Origin of the sequence: Actinomadura sp. RB99 (genome assembly GCF_014706005.1) — a bacterium.
Taxonomy (GTDB): Bacteria; Actinomycetota; Actinomycetes; order Streptosporangiales; family Streptosporangiaceae; genus Spirillospora.
Genome location: NZ_JABMCA010000053.1, coordinates 16,622 through 34,892, shown reverse-complemented (window position 1 = coordinate 34,892; position 18,271 = coordinate 16,622). Strand labels below are relative to the sequence as shown.

The following is an 18,271-nucleotide window of genomic DNA, read 5'->3' as shown; positions in this document are numbered from 1 at the left end:
ACGCGTGATCGGCGGGAGAAGATCACGGTTACCGCGCCGAAAACCGTGCGGTATGCGGATTCTCGGGCGTTATCTCCCGAGGAAACGGGCCTCCGCGGCTGCCTCTGGATCCGCCGGATCCGGTCAGGACGGCGCGCCGATCCCGGTCAGCAGGAGGTCCACGACGGTCTCCGCGTAGCCCTCCGGGAAGGTCTCCTGCGGGGTCTTGGTGGACAGCGACCCGGTCAGCATCGAGATGCCCGCCTCGATGTCGAGGTCGGCGCGCAGCTCCCCCGTCTCGACGCCGCGGCGCAGCACCTCGCGGATGACGGCGCGGCGCGGCTCGATGACGTCCTGCTTGTAGCGGGCGTACAGCTCGGGGTACTTCTCCGCGCCGCCGACCACGTTCCAGAAGCAGCGCGAGTACCGCTTCTTGCGCTCGGCGGCGAAGGTCCGCGCGATCTCCAGGAGGTCCTCGCGGGCGGACGCGCCGGCGGGCGCGGGCAGTTCGCCCTTCGCCGCGCCGAGCGCGCCCACGATCAGCGCCTCCTTGCTGGGCCAGCGCCGGTAGATCGTCGTCTTGCCGACGCCGGCCCGGGCGGCCACCGCCTCGATGGAGACGCCGGCCACCCCGGACTCCGCGGCGAGCAGGTCGAGGGTGGCCTCGATAATGGCCTTCTCGGCCCGCTCGCTGCGCGGACGTCCCGGCGCGCGGTTGGTCGTCGTGTCGTTCATGGCATGCTCACGCTCTCACACGCGGGCCTTCTCCGGCTCGGGAGCCGCCTGGTTCTCCGCGGCGGGAGCGGCGGCGGCGCGTCCGGGCATCCACTTCAGCACGACCAGGGCGCCGAGGAAGGACACGACGGCCGCGGCGATCGACGCGGTGTGCATGGCGTGCACGAACGCGGTGTCGGCGGGGCCGATCAGGCCGTGGCCCGCGGTGCCCATCCGGGCGGCGACGGCGTGCGCGCCCTCGATGGACTCGCCGGCGGCCTGGCGGGCGCCGGCGGGCAGCGCGGCGAGCCGGTCGTGCAGGTCGCCGCGGTAGACGGAGGCGACGACGGAGCCGAGGACGGCGACGCCCATCGCGACCGCGACCTGCCGGGCGACGTTGTTGACGGCCGATCCGGCGCCGGCCTTCTCGCGCGGCAGCGCGGACATGACCGACTCGGTCGCGGGCGGCATCACGTTGGCCATCCCGGCGCCCTGCACGAAGAAGATCACACCGAGGATCCACATGGGGGTGTCGGTGCCGACGAACTGGTAGCTCGCCAGCGCGACGGTGACCAGCAGCAGCCCGGACGTGCAGACGGCCTTGGCGCCGAACCGGCGGACCATGCCCGCGCTGCGCGGCGAGAAGATCAGCTGCGCGGCCGCGAAGGGCAGCACCATCGCGCCGGACTCCAGCGCGCTGAGACCCCGCACGGACTGCATGTAGAAGCTGGTGAAGAAGAACACGCCGGTGGCGGCGAAGAAGCACAGCGCGATGGACGCGACGGCGGCCGACATGCGGGCGTCCTTGAACAGCCGGACGTCGAACGCCGGCGAGGCGGTGCGGGCCTCGTGCCAGACGAACAGGGCGAGGACGGCGAGGCCGGCGAGGATCGGGCCGAGGGTGCCGAAGGTCAGCCACTCGCCCTTGTCACCGCCCTGGATGATGCCGTACGACACCACGACCAGGCCGACGACCGACAGCAGGACGCCGACCGGGTCGAGCCGTCCGGGGTTGGGGTTGCGCGACTCGGGCACCAGGAAGGCGATCAGCGTGACGCCGGCGACGATGACCGGCACGTTGATGAGGAAGACCGAGCCCCACCAGAAGTGGGCGAGCAGCAGGCCGCCGGTGAGCGGGCCGATGGCGACGCCGAGGCCGACGGCGCCGGCCCAGATTCCGATGGCGCGGGCGCGCTCGTGCGGCTCGAACACGTTGGAGATGATCGACAGCGTCTGCGGCATGATCGCGGCGCCGCCGAGGCCCATCAGGGCGCGGGCGTAGATGAGCTGGTCGGGCGACTGGGCGTAGGCCGACGCCAGCGAGGCGAGGGCGAACACGGCCATGCCGCCCATCAGCACGCGCTTGCGGCCGATCCGGTCGCCGATGACGCCGAAGGTGAACAGCAGGCCGGCGAAGACCAGCGTGTAGGAGTTGATCGACCACTCGAGCTGGCTCTGGGTGGCGCCGAGGCCCTTCTCGGGGTCGGCGATGGTCTTGAGCGCGACGTTGAGGATGGTGTTGTCGAGCACCACCACCAGCAGGCTCACGGTCAGCACGCCGAGGATGTACCACCGGCGCCGCTGGACGGTCTGGGAGTCCACAGCGCTCCTTGGATCGTGACGGAGGGAATGCGATACGGGTACGTCTCGTTTCGTAAGGAGCGTACGCCGCCATCCACCGATACGCAACCGTAGCGTTTCGTAATTTGTTCCGGCCCGGCGCCCGAAAGATCCGGGAATCTCGGGGACTACCCGAATCGTTTTCGAAGTGGCACCATCGGATCCGTCTGGGTACGCCACCGTGGCGCCTCAAGACCGGAGGTTCTCCATGTCTTCTTCTGTAGCGCCGCCCGCGCAGCCGACCGCACTCTACGGCGGTACCGGCGGGCGAAGGATCACCGTCCGCGACATCGCGGCCGCCAAGGAGCGGCACGAGAAGTGGCCGATGCTCACCGCCTACGACGCCCTCACCGCGCGGATCTTCGACGAGGCCGGCATCCCCGTGCTCCTCGTCGGCGACTCCGCCGCGATGGTCGTCTACGGCTACGACTCGACCATCCCGGTCACGGTCGACGACCTGATCCCCCTCGCCGCCGCCGTCGTCCGCGGCTCCAAGCGCGCGATGGTCGTCGCCGACCTGCCGTTCGGCTCGTACCAGACCGGCGTCCCCGAGGCCCTCGCCGCCGCCACCCGGTTCCTCAAGGAGACCGGCGCGCACGCGATCAAGGTGGAGGGCGGCCGCCGGATCCTCCCGCAGGTCGAGGCGATGGTCTCCGCCGGCATCCCCGTGATGGGCCACCTCGGCCTCACCCCGCAGTCCGTCAACGTCTTCGGCGGCTACCGGGTGCAGGGCCGCGGCCAGGCCGGCGAGGAGCTGATGGCCGACGCCAAGGCCCTCGAGGCGTCCGGCGCGTTCTCCGTCGTCCTCGAGTGCGTCCCCGAGGAGCTCGCCGCCCGCGTCACCTCGTCGCTGTCCATCCCCACCATCGGCATCGGCGGCGGCAACCAGACCGACGCGCAGGTGCTGGTCTGGCAGGACATGGCCGGCCTCACCCCGCACACCGCGAAGTTCGTCAAGAAGTTCGCCGACATCGGCACCGTGCTCGGCGACGCCGCGCGCAGCTACGCCGAAGAGGTCGTCAGCGGCGTCTACCCCGCCCCCGAGCACACGTACCACTGAGTGGCGGCGGCGCCCTCGGCGCCGAGCCGCTAGGCCGTTAGGTCGTCAGGCCGCGTCCCCGGCGGCGGCTACTGGTCCGGGTTGGAGCGGACCAGCTCGCCGCCGCCGGCCCGCGCCTCGCCGGCCTGGCCGTTGCGCGGCGCCGGGACGGGCGGCTGCCCGGCCGCCATGATCTCGTCCCGCAGCGTGTCGACGGCGGAGCGCAGCACGTCCGGGCCCGCCACGTTCATCAGCAGCAGCCCCAGGTTGAGGGCCATCTGCCCGTCGGTCATCTCGCTGCCCGCGAGCGCGTCCACGGCGGTGCGCAGGTCCGCCTGGTCCTCGGCGGAGACGTTCTGCAGCAGGCCGAGGCAGTACGTCGGCAGCGCCAGCTTCGACTTGGCGAACGAGACCCCGCGCATGATCTCCCCCGCCTCCTGCGCGCGCGTCTTCGCCTGCATCCGGTCGACGCCCCGGTCCGCGGCGGCGAGCAGCGAGGTCAGCAGCGTGCTCGGCCCGACCGCGACGTCCTCGTCCCCCACCCGGACGGTGAACACGGCACTGCGGAACACCATCATCGAGCCGAGGCTCGCGACCAGCACCTGCGTCGCCGCGGCGACGTCCGGCGACGCCACCCCGAACCGCCAGCCGAAGGTGTGCAGGAGCAGCAGCGACCCGGCGCCCGCTCCCCCGTTGATCAGCACGTACGCCCAGGTGCTCGGCACCCGGACCAGCGTGGTGGGGCGGTCCCGGTAGCGGCTGACCAGCTCGGCGACGCCGACCAGGCAGCTCAGCGAGACCGCGACGAGATATCCGGCCATCCGGTCCCGATCACCGCCCGGTCAGCCGGACGACCTCGTCGATCTCCCGCTCGATCGAGACCAGCCCCCGGTCGCGCAGCCGCTCCACGGCGCCCGCCACCTCCAGCAGCCCGAGCCCGGTCGCGTGCCGGATCTCCGCGAGCGACAGCGGCCCGCCCGCCGCCCGCAGGTGGTCGAGCACCCGGCCGTAGACGTCGCCGCCGCCGGCCTCGCCCGCCTCGCCCGCGTCACCGCGCGCGTGCGGCGCCTCCGGGGCGTCCGGCGCGGCCGGCCCCGCGGGCGCCCCGGACCCGGCGGCCCGGCCCGGAGGGGCCAGGAACGTGCTCCACGGGTCCGCGGACCGGATCTGCCTCATCTTCACCTGCCCTGTCGCATGCCGATCATAGGCGGCGCCGGAGCCGGCGCGGCGGGACCGCCGCCAGATCGCCCACGGCGGGCGCCGCCGTGCGCCGCGCCCGCCCGTCTCGTCCATGCCCCAACGTCAGCACTTGGACGCGCCGCGGTCGGCTACCGCTCCCGCCATTGTCGCCTTCCTGGCCGGAACGCGCCACGCCGATCCCCCGGCGGCCGCGCCCGCACCGCCGCCCGGGGCCGTCAGCCGAGCCTCACCCGCGGGTCGATGACGGCGTAGAGCAGGTCGACGACCAGGTTGAAGACCACGACCGAGACCGCGGTGATCAGCGTGACGCCGAGGACCATCGGCAGGTCGCCGCTCTGGATGGACGTGATCGCGAGCTCGCCGAGGCCGGGGATGCTGAAGGTGTTCTCGGTCAGCACCGCCCCGCCCAGCAGGAGGCCGAGGTCGAGGCCGAACACGGTGACGATCGGCGTCATGCAGGCCCGCAGCGCGTGCTTGGTGACGACGACCGCCTCCGGCAGCCCCTTGACGCGGGCGGTGCGGATGAAGTCCTCGCTCATCGTCTCGAGCATCCCCGCCCTGGTGAGCCGCGCGTACATGGCCGCGTAGAGGAACGCGAGCGTCACCCAGGGCAGCACCAGCGCCTGGAACCACATCCCCGGGTCGGAGGTCAGCGGCCGGTAGCTGCCGCCTCCCGGGAGGATCCGCCAGGTGTAGGAGAACAGGGCGAGCGAGACCAGGCCGGTGAAGTAGATCGGCAGCGACACCCCGCCGAGCGCGACGATCATCGTCACGCGGTCCCATAACGAGCCCTTGCGCAGCGCCGACACGACGCCGGTGACGATGCCGCCGGCCAGCCAGAGGAACGCGGCGCCCACCGCCAGCGACGCGGTCGCGGGCGCGCGGTCGAGGAGCGTCCCGAGTACCGGCTGGCTGCTGCGGAACGAGTAACCGAGGCACGGCGCCGGGCAGTGGTCGGTGACCGGGCCCGCGTCGTAGTCCCGGCCGACCGCGATCGCCTTCAGGTAGTGCCAGTACTGGACGAGGACCGGCTGGTCGAGGCCGAGCCGCTGCTTGGTCGCCTCGATCGCCTGGACGGTCGAGGCCCGCCCGGCGTAGGACGCGGCGATCTGGTCGGTGGTCTGCCCCGCCAGCTTCGGCAGCCAGAAGAACGTGCCGAACGTCACCAGGGTGACCAGCAGCAGCATGACGGCGGCGCTCATGAGGCGCCGGACGATGTAAGCGAGCACGGTCTTCCACCCCGTCGGCCCGCCGGACGGTCCCGGCCGTCGCCCGACCGGCGCGCGTGGTCACGAGGGCCGGTCCCTCGGCGGCCCGTCACCGGCACACTAACCGCGCGGTCCCGCCGGGGGCTTGGTCCGAAGTCCCCAAGAAAACGCCGGGGCGTTGGCCGGAAATGTCATCGCGCGTGCTCACGCGGGGGCTCGCTCCCCGGCGCCCGGAAGCGAGCCCGGCGCGAACGGAACGACGCCCGGCGCTCCGCCGGCGCTCCGCTCCGGGCGCCCGTCAGACGTCGGTGATGCGGAGCCCCGCGTGCGCCTTGTAGCGGCGGTTCATCGAGATGAGGTTCGCGGTGAACGCCTCGACCTGCCCGGCGTTGTGCAGCCGTCCGCCGTAGACGCCGCGCATGCCGGGGATGCGCCCGGCGAGCGCCTGCACCAGGTCCGTCGCCTCGCGGTCGTTGCCGAGGACGAGGACGTCCAACTCCATCTCGTCCACCTCGGGGTCGAGCAGCAGCCTGGCGGACACGTGGTGGAAGGCCGCGACGACCCGGCTGCCGGTCAGCACGGCGGCGGCCTGCTCGGCGGCGCTGCCCTCCTCGACCGGCAGCGCGAACGCGCCCTTGCCCTTCTCGAAGCCCAGCGGGTTCACGCAGTCCACGACGATCTTGCCGGCGAGCGCCTCGCGCAGCGACTCCAGCAGCGCCTTGTGCCCCTCCCACGGCACCGCGACGACCACCACGTCCGCGCCGCTCGCGGCGGCCTCGTTCTCCGCGCCCGACACGGGCAGGTCCGCGCCCAGGTCGTCGGCGGCCTGCTGCGCGCGCTCCGCCTTCCGCGACCCGATGACCACGCGGTGGCCGGCCAGCGCGAACCGGCGCGCCAGGCCCTTGCCCTGGTCCCCGGTGCCGCCGAGGATGCCGATGGTCAGGCCGCTGACGTCGGGGAGGTCGTAGGGAGTCCTCTGCTGCTGCTCAGTCATGCCGCCGAGTCTGCCAGGCGGCCTTCCGGCCGCTTCGCGTCGCCCTCCCGGCTCGGGGAAACCGGCGTGCCGCCGGCGTCCCGTGCGGCACCATGGACCGGTGGACGCCGAGCAGATCGTGATGTTGCGCGAGGTGCTGTCCGCCACCGGCTGGCTGGAGCGCACCCAGGACTTCGGACGCGCCCTGCGGGTCACCTCCCGCACCCCCGGCGGGCTGCTGCTGGTCGGCACGCCCGGCGGCGACCCGTGGCACCTCGCCGCGCACCTGGACGACGAGTCGCGGCTCGGCGACGCCCCTGGCCTCGCGCCCACCCTGGTGCGCTGGTCGCCGCCCCCGGACGCGCCGCCGCACCTGAGCATCGGGCTGTCGCGGCTGGAGGAGGCGCGCCGCGGCGAGACGCTGTTCGTCGTCGCCGAGGACGAGGCGCCCGTCCCCCTGCTGGAACGGGTCGACGACGCGCGCCGCGTCGGCGCCACGATCCTCGCGCTGGACGGCGGCGACCGCGAGCTGGAGGGCCTGGCGCACGAGGCGCTGACCGTCCCGGCGGACGAGGCGCTGCTGTCGTTCGACGGCGCGCAGCACCTGGTGAGCGCCGCCGCGGGCCAGGAGCCGGCGCGCGGCGCCCGCGGCCTGCGGCACCGCCTCGCCAGGCTGCTCGAGGCGGTGACAGGCCCGACGGTCGACTAGCCCGCCGCTAGTCCTCTCCGTCGTCCTTGCGCCACGCCTCGTTGCGCTCGCGGGCCAGCGCCAGCGCCCCGGCGGCGGCGCCCTCGTCCGGGTACGGGCCCATCCGGTCCTTGTCCGGGCAGCCGGGCCCGTGCTCGACCTTCATGTGCTTCAAGCAGAACCACCAGTCACCGTCGTCACCGGCCATCGGTGCTCCCTCCGATCACGGCTCGCGCGGGATTCGTTGCCGCGATCCCGCTGACTACACTCCATCACTATGACGACCCAGCTTCTCCGTCCCGGCAACGTCTCTCCCATGCGGAAGGTCCCGGCACAGATCCCGCGGCCGGAGTACGTGGGGAAGAAGCGCCCGAAGACCGGCGAGCCGGACGTCAAGACACCCGAGATCATCGCGCGGATGCGGGTCGCGGGCAAGATCGCGGCGCAGGCGCTGGAGGAGGTCGGCAAGCACGTCCGGCCGGGCGTCACCACCGACGAGCTGGACCGCATCGGGCACGAGTTCATGCTCGACCACGGGGCCTACCCGTCCACCCTCGGCTACCGGGGGTTCCCGAAGTCGCTGTGCACCTCGATCAACGAGGTGATCTGCCACGGCATCCCCGACGACACCGTGCTGCGGGACGGCGACATCGTCAACGTCGACATCACCGCGTTCATCGACGGCGTGCACGGCGACACCGACGCGACGTTCCTGTGCGGCGACGTGGACGAGGAGTCGCGGCTGCTGGTGGAGCGCACCCGCGAGGCGACGATGCGGGGCATCAGGGCGGTCAAGCCGGGGCGCGCGCTGAACGTGATCGGGCGGGTCATCGAGTCCTACGCCAAGCGGTTCGGGTACGGGGTCGTCCGCGACTTCACCGGGCACGGCATCGGCACCACGTTCCACTCGGGGCTGGTCGTCCCGCACTACGACGACCCGAACGCCACGACGGTCATCGAGCCGGGCATGACGTTCACCGTCGAGCCGATGCTGACCCTCGGCAGCCACGACTACGACATCTGGGACGACGGCTGGACCGTCGTCACCAAGGACCGCAAGCGCACCGCGCAGTTCGAGCACACCCTGCTGGTGACCGAGGACGGCCACGAGATCCTCACCCTCCCGTGACCCCTTCGTCGACCTAGCGTCCCCTTCATCCAGCGACCCGGCCGGGAGAATGCGCCTGATGAACGCGCCAGCGCCGTACGAGCCGAGGGTTCCGTCCGACAGCATGCCTCCCGGGCGGGCCGCGCTGAGCGTGACGTGGGCGGCGCTGCCGTTCCTGACGCTCGGGTACGCGACGCCCTTCACGTTCGCGGCGGCGGCGCTGTGGCGGCGCAGCGCGCACCTGCTGGTGTCGTCGGCGGTCTACATCGGCATCTTCGCGCTGATGCTGTACCTGCTGCCGGACATCGGCAAGGAGGACGGCACGCAGCAGGCGGTGGGGGTGCTGCTGTTCGTCCTCGCGGTGGTGGGGTGCGGGCACGCGTTCCTCATCCGGCGCCGGGTGTTCGACCCGCACGGGCTGGCGGGCATCGACAACGAGGCCGTCGTGGAGCGGGTGCGGCGCCAGCGGCTGCTGCGCGAGAAGGCGCGGGACCTGGCCGCGAGCGACCCGGGGCTCGCCAAGGAGCTGCGGATCGGCCGCCCCGACCTGCCGCGCCAGTACCAGGACGGCGGCCTGATCGACGTCAACCACGCCCCTGCGGAGGCGCTGACGCTGCTGCCCGGCATCACCCCGGAGCTGGCGGCCAAGATCGAGCGGGTGCGGGCGGAGACCGGCGGGTTCGTGTCCGCCGAGGAGATGTCGGCGGTGGCGGCCCTGCCGCCGCAGCTGACCGGCGACCTCGCCGACTACGCCGTCTTCATCCGCTAGCACCGTCCCCGTCCCCGTCCCCGTCCGCCGGCGGGGCCGTCTCGATCCGCTGATCGCGGGTATGTGGCGGGCGTGACGGAGAAGAAGGGCAAGAAGGGCAAGAAGGACGCGCGGAACGGCGGCGACCGGCTCGCCGAATACCGCGGCAGACGCGACCCCCGCAAGACGCCCGAGCCCGTCCCCGAGGAGAAGGCGCTCCCGCACGGCGACGACGACACGTTCGTCGTCCAGGAGCACCACGCCTCCAGCCTGCACTGGGACCTGCGGTTCGAGCGGGACGGCGTGCTGGTCTCCTGGGCCGTGCCGAAGGGCCTGCCGTGGAGCCCGAAGACGAACCACCTGGCCGTCCACACCGAGGACCATCCGCTGGAGTACGCGACGTTCGAGGGCGACATCCCGCGGGACGAGTACGGCGGCGGCAAGGTGACGATCTGGGACCGCGGGACGTACGAGACGGAGAAGTGGTCCGAGCGCGAGGTGAAGGTCGTCATCCACGGCTCGCGGGTGTCGGGCCGGTACGTGCTGTTCAAGACGCGCGGCAAGAACTGGATGATCCACCGGATGGACCCGCCGGCGGACCCGGACGCCGAGCCGCTGCCGGAGGCGCTGCGCCCGATGCGGCCGGTCCGCAGGGCCCGGCTGCCGCGCGACCAGGAGGCGTGGGGGTTCGAGTTCGCGTGGGGCGGCCGGCGGCTGCTGGCGTACGTGGAGGGCGGCCGGACGCGGTTCACCGACGGCCGGGGCCGCCCCGTGGACGGCCCCGCCGGGCTCGGCTCGCGGCTCGGCGGGCGGCTCGGCGCCCGCCCGGCGGTGCTGGACGGCGAGCTGGCCGTGCTGGACGGCCGCGAGACCTACATGATCTTCGACGTGCCGCACCTGGACGGCCGGCCGCTGCTGGACGTCCCGTACCGCGAGCGCCGCGCCAGGCTGGACGGGCTGGACCTGTCGGGCCCGGCCTGGCAGACGGCGCCGTGGTACCCGGGCGACGGCGCCGCGGTGCGGGAGACCGCGGCCGACCAGGGCCTGCCCGGCGTCCTCGCGAAGCGGCTGGACTCCCCGTACGAGCCGGGCGAGGAGTCCGGCGCCTGGCGCCTGATCGAGGCGCCCTCGCGGAAGCGCTGACCGCCCGCGCCCGGTGCGCGACGGCCGCGGCCCAGTAGGCGACGCCGCGGCTCACCAGGCGACGGCCGCGGCTCAGTAGGCGACGGTGATGCGGCGGCCGATCGCGTCGCCGTTCTCCAGCTCGTCGACGAGCGCGACGGCGTAGTCCTCCGCGCTGATGCGGCTGTCGCCGGAGGCGTCGCGGAGCAGCTGGTCGCCGCCGAGGCGGAACACGCCGGTGCGCTCGCCGGGCTCGATCACCTGCGCGGGCGAGATGTAGGTCCAGTCCAGGCCGCCGGCCTCGGCGCGGACGAGGTCGAGCAGCGCCGCCTGCGCGAGGGACTCCGCCTTGTACATCTCGGGGAAGCCCGGCTCGTCGACGTGCCGGAGGCCGGGCGCGGCCTCCAGGCTGCCGGCGCCGCCGACGACGACGATGCGCCGGACGCCGGCCTTGCGCGTCCCCTCCAGGGCGCCGCGCCCGGCGGAGAGCAGCGGCCCCTCCGGCTCGGAGCCGTCGCGGGGCGGCGAGACGGCCAGCACGACCGCGTCGTGGCCCTCCGCCAGCGCGGCGATCGCGTCGGCGTCGTGCGCGTCCGCCTTCGCGGTGCCCTCGGCGCCGCTGCGGGTCACGCCGGTGACCTCGTGGCCGCGGCGGCGCGCCTCGTCCGCCACCCGCCGGCCGATCATCCCGGTCGCGCCGATCAGCAGGATCTTCATGTCGTCGTCCTCCTCCGTGTCCGTGCCGCACGTGAAGGTATCCATCGGATACTGGTTACTTCAACGTGCTATTGGTACCCTCTGGAAACCATGAGAGGCGACGCGTTCGACCCCGAGTGCCCGACCCGGCTCATCCTCGACCGGATCGGCGACAAGTGGTCGGTGCTGGTCGTGCTGAGCCTCACCGACGGACCGCGCCGCTTCACCGAGCTGCGCCGCCTGATCGGCGGCGTCACCCCCAAGGTCCTTACCCAGACGCTGCGCACGATGGAACGCGACGGCCTGGTCACCCGGCACGTGTTCGCCGAGGTCCCGCCCCGCGTCGAGTACGCGCTCACCCCGCTGGGCCTGTCGCTGCACAAGCCGATCCAGGCGATCACCGAGTGGGCCGAGGAGAACGTCGAGGCCGTCGTCGCCGCCCGCGCCGCCCACGACGACTGAACGTCTCCCCCGCGCCGGCGCCGCCGTGGAACCGCGGCGCCGCTATCCGCATCAAAGGGACGTGGCATCCGCTTCGGCGCGCCGCCGCTGAAAACGATCAGTAGCGGGCTAGAGTCCCGCCCTGAACCGGGCGGCGGACGGTGCGCGGAAAGCGGGGGAACTGCCCATGATGGGGAAGACGCACGCGCTGAGCGGCGCGCTGGCATGGCTGGCCGCGGTGCCGGTGCTCGGCCAGGAGAGCCTGCTCGGCGAGCACGCGGTGTCGCTGTCGCCCGAGCAGGTCGCGGCGGGCGCGGTGGTGTGCGCGGGCGCGGCGATCCTGCCCGACATCGACCACCACAACGGGCGCATCGCCAACACCTACGGGCCCATCACCCACCACATGTGCAAGTGGATCGGGAAGCTGTCGGGCGGGCACCGGCACGCCACCCACTCGATCCTGTTCGCGGTCGGCATCGGCTGGGCGATGGACACCCTCGCCACCCACTACGTGTACGCGTGGTGGGCCTGCCTGTTCATGATCGTCGGGCTGGGGCTGCGCGGCGTCGGCCTCGACTTCGAGGGCCGCGAGCCGCAGTCCGCGCTGGCCGACTGCGCGCTGGCGCTGATCGCCGTCTGGCTGATGCACAAGATCGACATGAGCTTCGTCGGGTTCGCGGTCACCCTCGGCTGCCTGGCGCACGTGGCCGGGGACTGCCTGACACCGCGCGGCTGCCCGGTGTTCTGGCCGCTGCCCTGGCGGATCGAGATGCCGCTGGTCCCCCGCACGAACGGCAAGGTCGAGCACTGGGTCGTCGGGCCGGTGCTGATGCTCGGCATCGCGATCCTGGCGATCCGGTCGGTGCTCGGCGACGTCGCCACCCGCTGGCTCACCAAGGGCTGATCAGCGCAGGTCGGCGAAGTCGGCGCAGTCGACGAACCCCCATCCGTACTCGTCGGGGTCCGGCCCGCTCCAGAGCTTCACCTGCTCGATCCCGGGAATGGCCGCGGCGGTGCAGGCGATCTGGCCCAGCGCGACGCGCGACCACTTCACCCGCCGGTGCGGCAGGCCCTCCTGGATGTCGACGATCAGGACGGAGGGATCGTCGACGATCCGGCCCTCCAGCGGGACGCGCACCTCGCTGTACAGGCCGACCCTCCCCTCCACCGAGGTGACCGGGACGCCGAGCTGCGCGATCGCCAGGTACGGGTGGCCCGGCAGCCCGGGACGGACCATCGGGCGGATGCCGCCGCCCTTCACCAGGTAGACGGTGATGGTGGAGGCCCGCCCGTCGGCGACCGGCATGCTGCCCGCGCTGAGCACGCCCGTCGGCCGGACGCCGCAGCCCGCCGACACGACGGCCCCCGCCACGGCGGCGGCCGCGGCGAGCGCCCGGACCGCCCGGCGCCATCGCTTCCTCATCGCTTCCTCATCCGTCCTCCCCGCACTCGTCCGGGTCCTCCTCGCCGGCGTGCCGGGCCGGCAGCCACAGCGTGAACACCGCTCCCCCGTCCGGCCCGTTGGCGGCCTCCAGCGTCCCTCCGTGCAGGACGGCGTTCTCCTTCGCGATCGACAGCCCGAGGCCGCTGCCCTCGCTGCGGGAGCGGGCCGCCTCCGCCTTCACGAACCGGTCGAAGACCACGGGGAGCAGGTCGTCCGGGATCCCGGGGCCGCCGTCGGCGACGGTGATCGCCACGCCCGGCTCGCCGCCGCTCCCGTCCGGCCCGAAGCGCAGCGCGACCGGCGGGCCGCCGTGCTTCAGCGCGTTGCCGACGAGGTTCGCCACGATGACGTCGAGCCGCCGCGGGTCCGCCCGGACGAACAGGTCCGCCGGCCCCTCCACCACCACCCGGCCCGGCCAGCCGCGCGCCGACAGCGTGCCGGCGACCGCCTCCGCCACGTTCACGTCGTCCAGGACGAGCGCGGCGGCGCCCGCGTCGAACCGGCTGATCTCGATCAGGTGCTCGACCAGCCCGCCGAGCCGGCGGGTCTCCTCCGCGACCAGCCGCGCCGCGCCGCCGTCGTCCCCCGCCTCCTCCGCCAGCACGTCGGTCATCGCGATCATCGAGGTCAGCGGCGTGCGCAGCTCGTGCGAGACGTCGGCGACGAACCGGCGGGACGCCGCCTCCATCGCGCGCAGCTCCGTCACGGTCCGCTCCAGCGCGGCGGCGGCGTGGTTGTAGGTGCGGGCGAGATCGGCGAGCTCGTCGTGCCCGCGCACCCGGACCCGCGTCGCGAGCCGCCCGTCGCCGAGCGCGCGGGCGGCCGCGCCGAGCCGGCGCACCGGCCGCAGCACCCCGCGGGTCGCGAGGAGGGCGAGCAGCAGCGCCGCGAGCAGCGCGGCGGCGTCGGCGACGATGAGCGCCCGGGTGAGCGAGCGCAGGTCCGCCGCCTCCCGGGACAGGCTCACCGACGTGAACACCATCGGCGGCGTCGTCCGCTGCGGCTCGTCGACCGTCGTGGCGTAGCCGGTCGCGCGGGCGCCGACCAGCAGGTAGGGATGGCCCTCCAGGCCGGGACGGGACTTGACCACGATCCGCTGGAAGACCATGCCGCGCATCGCCCGGCGCGCGAACTCCGGGCTGACCGGCACGTCCAGCGCGCCGGGCGGCGGCTGGGGGGCGCTCCCGTCGAGCGGCACCGGCACCGCGACCACCGCGCGCCCGGGAGCGGCCAGCGTCTGCTCCACCTGGTCGGCGATCAGCGGCTCGGTGTCGGGCGGCATCTGCTCCGGGATCTGCTGGGCCAGCGTGTCGCGGATCTGGGTGAGCACCGCGTCCTGCGTCCGCTGCAGCATCACCCGCCGCAGCAGGACGTACGAGATGCCGGACGCGAGCACCGACGCCAGCAGCGCCACCACCGTGAACGCCGCGACGAGCCGGACCCGCAGCCCGGTGAACCGGCGCAGCGGCGTCACGGCGCGGTGAACCGGTAGCCGAAGCCGCGCACCGTCTCGATCAGCCGCGGCTCCCCCGGCTCGTCCTCGATCTTGGCGCGGACCCGCTGCACGCAGGCGTCGACCAGCCGCGAGTCGCCCGGGTAGGTGTGCTCCCACACCTCGGCCAGCAGGTGCTGGCGGGTCAGCGCCTGGCCGGGCCGCCGGGACAGCTCCAGCAGCAGCCGCAGCTCCGTCGGGGTGAGCCGGACGTCGGTCCCCGCCTTGGTGACCTTCAGCGACGCGCGGTCGATGACGAGGTCGCCGTAGGCGGAGATGTCGGCGCGGGTCTCGGCGCGGCGCAGCACCGCCCGGATCCGCGCGTCCAGCACCCGCGGCTCGACCGGCTTCACCACGTAGTCGTCGGCGCCGGCCTCCAGGCCGAGGACGACGTCCAGGTCGTCGCCGCGCGCGGTGAGCAGGATCACCGGTAGCGGGTCGCCGCGGCGGATCCGCCGGCACACCTCGATCCCGTCGATGCCGGGCAGCATCACGTCCAGGATCGCGATCTCCGGGCGGCGGGCCCGCAGCGCCTCCAGGCCGTCCTCGCCGGTGGCGCGGGAGGTCACGCGGTGCCCCTGGCGGGTCAGCGCCAGCTCCAGCGCGGTCCGCGCCGACGGATCGTCCTCCACGAAGAGAATGCTCGCCACCCCGACATTATTGGGCTCGCCGGTCACTCCGCCCCACTCATGTCACAGGATCCGGACATTCCGCCGACGGGACGGTGACGTCCCGCCCGGACGGTGGGGCCCATGACGCTCCAGATCGTTCCGGTCCTGCGGCCCGCGCCGGACGCTCCCCCGCGCGCACGGCGCCACCCTGCCGTGCCGTGGCTGCTCGCCGCCGGTTTCGCCGCGCAGGTCTGCGTCCGGCTGTGGTTCGCCCGCGCGCGCACGGGTCCGGTCGCCAACCCCGACGAGACCGGCTACCTGCTCGCCGCGCGCCTGCTGTCCGGCGGGCACGGCGGCGACATGTCCGGGAACACCTTCTACCAGGGCGGATACCCGGCACTCCTCGTCCCCGCCTACTGGTTCTCGCACGACCCGGTCACCGTCTACACGATCGCCCTCGCGATCAACGCGGTCGTCGGCGCGGCCCTGTTCCCCCTCGGGTACGTCGCCGCCCGCCGGTTCCGCCTGTCCCGCCGCACCGCGCTCCCCCTCGCCTGGGGCGCCGCGCTGCTGCCCGCCACCACGTTCTTCGGCGAGTTCGTCCTCGCCGACGCCGTCCTGCCCACGATCGTCCTCGCATGGCTGTGTCTATTGCAGCGCCCTTGGCGTCAGGCCCTGGAGGGCCTTCCTTCAACGGGCGATGCGTGCGATCGCCGCATCGCTCCGACTCGCCTGGGGGCTCGCTCCGCGATCAGGTTCTCGCAGGCTCGAACCTGGCTTCGCTCGCGATCGCGACGGTTCGGGTCGTCGCGTGGTCGGGGCCACGGGCTGGCTCATGGTGATCAGGCCGAGCCCGAAAGCGGGCCTTCGCGGGGGTGGTTCCCGGCGGCTCGGGACGCGGGGGCGGCCGGGGTGGTCGCGGCGTTCGCGGCGGCGGTGCACAGCCGCGGCGAGGTCGTGCTCGCCGTCCATGTCGTGACGCTGGCGGCGCTCACGGTCACCGGCGCCGTCCGCAGGCGCGGGACCGCCGTCGCCGCTGGAGCCGGAGGGCTCGCGGTGGCCGCGGCCGGGTACGCCGTGGCGGCGGCCGTCAACGGGCACGTGCGCGCCGAGCTGTACCCGGGCGGGGTGCGCGACCTCGCGGGGAACCTCGGGGAGCGGTTCACCACGGGCGCCGGGCAGGGGTGGGCGCTGTCCGGGGCGGCCGGGCAGGTCTGGTACCTGGCCGTCTCCACGTGGGGGCTCGGCGGGGTCGGCCTGGCGGCCGTCGCCGCCGTGCTGCTGCGCCGCCGGTCGCTTCCGGCGGACCGCGTCATGGCGGGCGTGCTGCTCACCGTGACGTTCGCGATCGCCTACGCGTCGTCCGCCGCGCTCCCCGACGAGCATCGCGTGGGCAACTACGCGTACGGACGGTACCTGTCATGCGTGGCGCTGGTGTACGCGCTGGCGGGCGCGGCGGCGCTGCTGCGCGCGGGCCTGCGCAGGGCGATGGGCCTGGTGGCGGCCGCCGCCGTCATCGTCGGCGCGGCGGGGCTATGGGTGCGCCTCTACGCGGGCGACCGGCTGCACACCTACAAGTTCATCGGGTTCGACTTCCCCGAGACGTCGTTCCTGACCGGCGACCGCGGCGCGCTGCACCTGATGGCCGCCTCGCTCGCCGCACTCGGCCTGCTGTGCGGATTCCTCGCGCTGGGCCGCGTCCCCCGGGCGGGCGCGGCCGTGGCCGCGTGCGCCCTGGCGGTGACGAACCTGGCCGCGCTCGCCTTCCTGTTCGGGACGCACCCGGACCGCGTCCGGCCCGCGCCGCCGCTGCCCGGCGCGCCGAAGGGCGGCGTCGTCGCGGACGCGTCGGTCGGATGGGAGGTCCGGACCATGCTCGTTCATCCGGTGTGGTGGACGAGGATCGGCCGCATCGACGTCCGCCGCGACGCCCCCGCGTCCGGCGTGTGCACGGTCCTGGTGCAGGCGCCGGACGGGACGTCCCCGGACGCGTCGTGGCCCGCGCATCCGGCGGGCTGGGTGCCGCACGCGAACCGGTCGTGGTCGATCCGCTGGGTCGCGTGGCACGACCCGTCCTGCGATCAGTAGCGGGTCACCAGCGCGATGCGGCCGTGGTCGACCAGGAAGCCGTCGGAGACGAACGTCACCTCGCCGCCGTACTCCAGGGCCGTCTCGATCACGTCGTCCACGACGTCGTCGACGACGTCCGCGCCCTTGAGGACGCCCGGCATGCCGTCGACCGGGACGAGCTCGCCGCCGGTCCGCACGGCGGGCGCGTAGTAGCCGCGCTCGACGACGAGGTGCTCGCCGCGGCCCTCCTCGACCAGCCGGGCGACCTCGGGGAGCCCGCCGGCGTAGCGCTGGATGCTGCGCGCCGCCTCCAGCTCGGCGAGCACCCCGACCTCCCGGAGGTCCTCGTAGGCGTGCAGGGCGGGACGGGCCGCCTCGATGAGGGTGCTCGGCGCGGCGCCCTCGTAGCTGCCGTCGACGCGCCCGGCGGGCCGGATGTGCGAACCTGCGGCCTCGTCGAAGAAGGCCTGGTGGCGGGTGACGCCGGCGACGATGACGGGGCGGCGGTCGCGGGCGAGGACGCGGTCAAGGGCGGCGACGACGTCGCGGGCGGCCCGCCGGTGCGGTTCCTCCTCGCTGTCGCGGGCGCTGCGCCGGGCCATCTTGCCCGCGTCGATCTCCTCGGCGGGCTCGGGGACAATGGGGAACCCGTCGCGGGTGTGCTCGGCGAGGTCCTCGCCCTGCCCGCTCCAGAGCCGGGTGCACTGGTCCGACAGCGACAGCAGCCAGTAGCGGGGCGAGCGGGTGTAGGCGGCGACGAGGTCGCGGGTGGCGAACCCGGTGTCGACGACGACGCGCTCGTCCACCGGCTGGGAGATCGTGAACGCGTGGTGCTCGCCGTCGGGCGCCGCGAACAGCACTAGGCCGTCGGAGGCGTGCCGCAGGTCGATCTCGGCGGCGGCCCGCTCCAGCGCGTGCACCACGTGGTCGGCGGTGCCGCCGGTCACCCGGACGTCGTCGTGCAGCCGGCGGCGGGCCTCGGCGAGCAGGTTGCGGAGCCGGATCGGGTCCTGCCGGTTGCCGGGCGCGGACCGGTGCGTCGGCATCAGCACCGAGACGGCCGGGTAGGGGCGGGGTTTGCGCAGTTCGGACAGGGTCGAAGCGTCCATGATCCCCCG

20 protein-coding genes are annotated in these 18,271 nt (G+C 73.8%); 8 read left to right on the top strand and 12 right to left on the bottom strand.

Translation table 11 applies throughout. From position 1 onward, the window contains the following. Window positions 1-123 precede the first annotated feature (123 nt). Both amrb99_RS34875 and amrb99_RS34870 read right to left on the bottom strand, forming a co-directional pair. Window positions 124-714 (bottom strand): TetR/AcrR family transcriptional regulator, encoded by a 591-nt coding sequence (locus amrb99_RS34875; RefSeq protein WP_190864317.1) that lies wholly within the window; start codon window positions 712-714, stop codon window positions 124-126. Between the two features lie 15 nt (window positions 715-729). Beyond that, complete coding sequence (locus amrb99_RS34870; protein WP_347256975.1) at window positions 730-2,295, bottom strand: MFS transporter; 1,566 nt, start codon at window positions 2,293-2,295, stop codon at window positions 730-732. A gap of 226 nt (window positions 2,296-2,521) precedes the next feature. Here amrb99_RS34870 and panB point away from each other — a divergent pair, with 226 nt between their 5' ends. After that, complete coding sequence (gene panB / locus amrb99_RS34865; RefSeq protein WP_190864315.1) at window positions 2,522-3,373, top strand: 3-methyl-2-oxobutanoate hydroxymethyltransferase; 852 nt, start codon at window positions 2,522-2,524, stop codon at window positions 3,371-3,373. 68 nt (window positions 3,374-3,441) lie between these two features. On the opposite strand, the gene amrb99_RS34860 is transcribed toward panB, so the two are convergent. From amrb99_RS34860 to npdG, 4 genes are all read right to left on the bottom strand, one after another. Continuing rightward, a complete protein-coding gene (locus tag amrb99_RS34860; protein ID WP_190864312.1) occupies window positions 3,442-4,173 on the bottom strand; it encodes a hypothetical protein in 732 nt (243 codons plus the stop codon). Between the two features lie 10 nt (window positions 4,174-4,183). Next, complete coding sequence (locus amrb99_RS34855) at window positions 4,184-4,645, bottom strand: hypothetical protein (RefSeq protein ID WP_190864310.1); 462 nt, start codon at window positions 4,643-4,645, stop codon at window positions 4,184-4,186. Window positions 4,646-4,767: 122 nt separating this feature from the next. Continuing rightward, complete coding sequence (locus amrb99_RS34850; protein ID WP_190864308.1) at window positions 4,768-5,781, bottom strand: ABC transporter permease subunit; 1,014 nt, start codon at window positions 5,779-5,781, stop codon at window positions 4,768-4,770. Window positions 5,782-6,058: 277 nt separating this feature from the next. Then, on the bottom strand, window positions 6,059-6,754 hold the full coding sequence (gene npdG / locus amrb99_RS34845) for an NADPH-dependent F420 reductase (RefSeq protein WP_190864306.1): 696 nt from the start codon (window positions 6,752-6,754) through the stop codon (window positions 6,059-6,061). Between the two features lie 100 nt (window positions 6,755-6,854). On the opposite strand from npdG, the gene amrb99_RS34840 reads away from it, so the two are divergent. Next, window positions 6,855-7,442 carry a hypothetical protein gene (locus tag amrb99_RS34840; RefSeq protein WP_190864304.1) on the top strand — a complete coding sequence of 196 codons (588 nt, stop codon included), beginning with the start codon at window positions 6,855-6,857 and terminating at the stop codon, window positions 7,440-7,442. A gap of 7 nt (window positions 7,443-7,449) precedes the next feature. Here amrb99_RS34840 and amrb99_RS34835 read toward each other — a convergent pair whose 3' ends face one another. Then, complete coding sequence (locus tag amrb99_RS34835; protein WP_190864302.1) at window positions 7,450-7,629, bottom strand: hypothetical protein; 180 nt, start codon at window positions 7,627-7,629, stop codon at window positions 7,450-7,452. Window positions 7,630-7,698: 69 nt separating this feature from the next. Between amrb99_RS34835 and map the strand changes: the two genes are divergently transcribed. The 3 genes from map to amrb99_RS34820 all read left to right on the top strand — a co-directional run bounded on the left by map (window position 7,699) and on the right by amrb99_RS34820 (window position 10,420). After that, window positions 7,699-8,550 carry a type I methionyl aminopeptidase gene (map, locus tag amrb99_RS34830; RefSeq protein ID WP_190864300.1) on the top strand — a complete coding sequence of 284 codons (852 nt, stop codon included), beginning with the start codon at window positions 7,699-7,701 and terminating at the stop codon, window positions 8,548-8,550. A gap of 58 nt (window positions 8,551-8,608) precedes the next feature. Continuing rightward, on the top strand, window positions 8,609-9,298 hold the full coding sequence (locus amrb99_RS34825; RefSeq protein ID WP_190864298.1) for a helix-hairpin-helix domain-containing protein: 690 nt from the start codon (window positions 8,609-8,611) through the stop codon (window positions 9,296-9,298). 72 nt (window positions 9,299-9,370) lie between these two features. Next, on the top strand, window positions 9,371-10,420 hold the full coding sequence (locus amrb99_RS34820; RefSeq protein ID WP_190864296.1) for a DNA polymerase ligase N-terminal domain-containing protein: 1,050 nt from the start codon (window positions 9,371-9,373) through the stop codon (window positions 10,418-10,420). Between the two features lie 72 nt (window positions 10,421-10,492). Here the strand turns inward: amrb99_RS34820 and amrb99_RS34815 are convergent, their stop codons facing one another. Then, window positions 10,493-11,161, bottom strand: coding sequence for an NAD(P)H-binding protein (locus amrb99_RS34815; RefSeq protein ID WP_241756202.1), 669 nt, complete (start codon window positions 11,159-11,161; stop codon window positions 10,493-10,495). Between the two features lie 45 nt (window positions 11,162-11,206). Between amrb99_RS34815 and amrb99_RS34810 the strand changes: the two genes are divergently transcribed. Then, window positions 11,207-11,557: a helix-turn-helix domain-containing protein gene (locus amrb99_RS34810; protein ID WP_190864294.1), complete on the top strand. Its 351-nt coding sequence runs from the start codon at window positions 11,207-11,209 to the stop codon at window positions 11,555-11,557. A gap of 166 nt (window positions 11,558-11,723) precedes the next feature. After that, window positions 11,724-12,440: a metal-dependent hydrolase gene (locus amrb99_RS34805; protein WP_190864292.1), complete on the top strand. Its 717-nt coding sequence runs from the start codon at window positions 11,724-11,726 to the stop codon at window positions 12,438-12,440. Here amrb99_RS34805 and amrb99_RS34800 read toward each other — a convergent pair whose 3' ends face one another. Genes amrb99_RS34800 through amrb99_RS34790 form a run of 3 tightly spaced genes read right to left on the bottom strand, consistent with a single transcriptional unit; the run spans window position 12,441 to window position 15,122 of the window. Next, on the bottom strand, window positions 12,441-12,959 hold the full coding sequence (locus amrb99_RS34800; protein WP_190864290.1) for a hypothetical protein: 519 nt from the start codon (window positions 12,957-12,959) through the stop codon (window positions 12,441-12,443). Window positions 12,960-12,966: 7 nt separating this feature from the next. After that, window positions 12,967-14,454 (bottom strand): ATP-binding protein, encoded by a 1,488-nt coding sequence (locus amrb99_RS34795; protein WP_190864288.1) that lies wholly within the window; start codon window positions 14,452-14,454, stop codon window positions 12,967-12,969. Further along, entirely contained in the window at window positions 14,451-15,122 is a 672-nt protein-coding gene (locus amrb99_RS34790; RefSeq protein WP_190864287.1) for a response regulator transcription factor, read from the bottom strand. Before amrb99_RS34790 ends, amrb99_RS34795 begins: the two co-directional genes overlap by 4 nt. 102 nt (window positions 15,123-15,224) lie before the next feature. On the opposite strand from amrb99_RS34790, the gene amrb99_RS34785 reads away from it, so the two are divergent. Then, window positions 15,225-17,171, top strand: a complete 1,947-nt coding sequence (locus amrb99_RS34785; RefSeq protein ID WP_190864285.1) for a hypothetical protein — start codon at window positions 15,225-15,227, stop codon at window positions 17,169-17,171. On the opposite strand, the gene amrb99_RS34780 is transcribed toward amrb99_RS34785, so the two are convergent. Continuing rightward, window positions 17,165-18,262: a hypothetical protein gene (locus amrb99_RS34780; RefSeq protein WP_190864283.1), complete on the bottom strand. Its 1,098-nt coding sequence runs from the start codon at window positions 18,260-18,262 to the stop codon at window positions 17,165-17,167. The genes amrb99_RS34785 and amrb99_RS34780 overlap by 7 nt on opposite strands. Window positions 18,263-18,271: the final 9 nt, after the last annotated feature.

Excerpts from the sequence above, each read along its gene's own strand:
- amrb99_RS34805 (WP_190864292.1), top strand. The coding sequence starts at position 11,724 with ATGATGGGGAAGACGCACGCGCTGAGCGGCGCGCTGGCATGGCTGGCC.
- amrb99_RS34780 (WP_190864283.1), bottom strand. The coding sequence starts at position 18,262 with ATGGACGCTTCGACCCTGTCCGAACTGCGCAAACCCCGCCCCTACCCG.
- amrb99_RS34800 (WP_190864290.1), bottom strand. The coding sequence starts at position 12,959 with ATGAGGAAGCGATGGCGCCGGGCGGTCCGGGCGCTCGCCGCGGCCGCC.
- amrb99_RS34815 (WP_241756202.1), bottom strand. The coding sequence starts at position 11,161 with ATGGATACCTTCACGTGCGGCACGGACACGGAGGAGGACGACGACATG.
- amrb99_RS34855 (WP_190864310.1), bottom strand. The coding sequence starts at position 4,645 with ATGGACGAGACGGGCGGGCGCGGCGCACGGCGGCGCCCGCCGTGGGCG.
- amrb99_RS34875 (WP_190864317.1), bottom strand. The coding sequence starts at position 714 with ATGAACGACACGACGACCAACCGCGCGCCGGGACGTCCGCGCAGCGAG.
- amrb99_RS34860 (WP_190864312.1), bottom strand. The coding sequence starts at position 4,173 with ATGGCCGGATATCTCGTCGCGGTCTCGCTGAGCTGCCTGGTCGGCGTC.
- panB (WP_190864315.1), top strand. The coding sequence starts at position 2,522 with ATGTCTTCTTCTGTAGCGCCGCCCGCGCAGCCGACCGCACTCTACGGC.
- npdG (WP_190864306.1), bottom strand. The coding sequence starts at position 6,754 with ATGACTGAGCAGCAGCAGAGGACTCCCTACGACCTCCCCGACGTCAGC.
- amrb99_RS34835 (WP_190864302.1), bottom strand. The coding sequence starts at position 7,629 with ATGGCCGGTGACGACGGTGACTGGTGGTTCTGCTTGAAGCACATGAAG.
- amrb99_RS34810 (WP_190864294.1), top strand. The coding sequence starts at position 11,207 with ATGAGAGGCGACGCGTTCGACCCCGAGTGCCCGACCCGGCTCATCCTC.
- amrb99_RS34825 (WP_190864298.1), top strand. The coding sequence starts at position 8,609 with ATGAACGCGCCAGCGCCGTACGAGCCGAGGGTTCCGTCCGACAGCATG.
- map (WP_190864300.1), top strand. The coding sequence starts at position 7,699 with ATGACGACCCAGCTTCTCCGTCCCGGCAACGTCTCTCCCATGCGGAAG.
- amrb99_RS34785 (WP_190864285.1), top strand. The coding sequence starts at position 15,225 with ATGACGCTCCAGATCGTTCCGGTCCTGCGGCCCGCGCCGGACGCTCCC.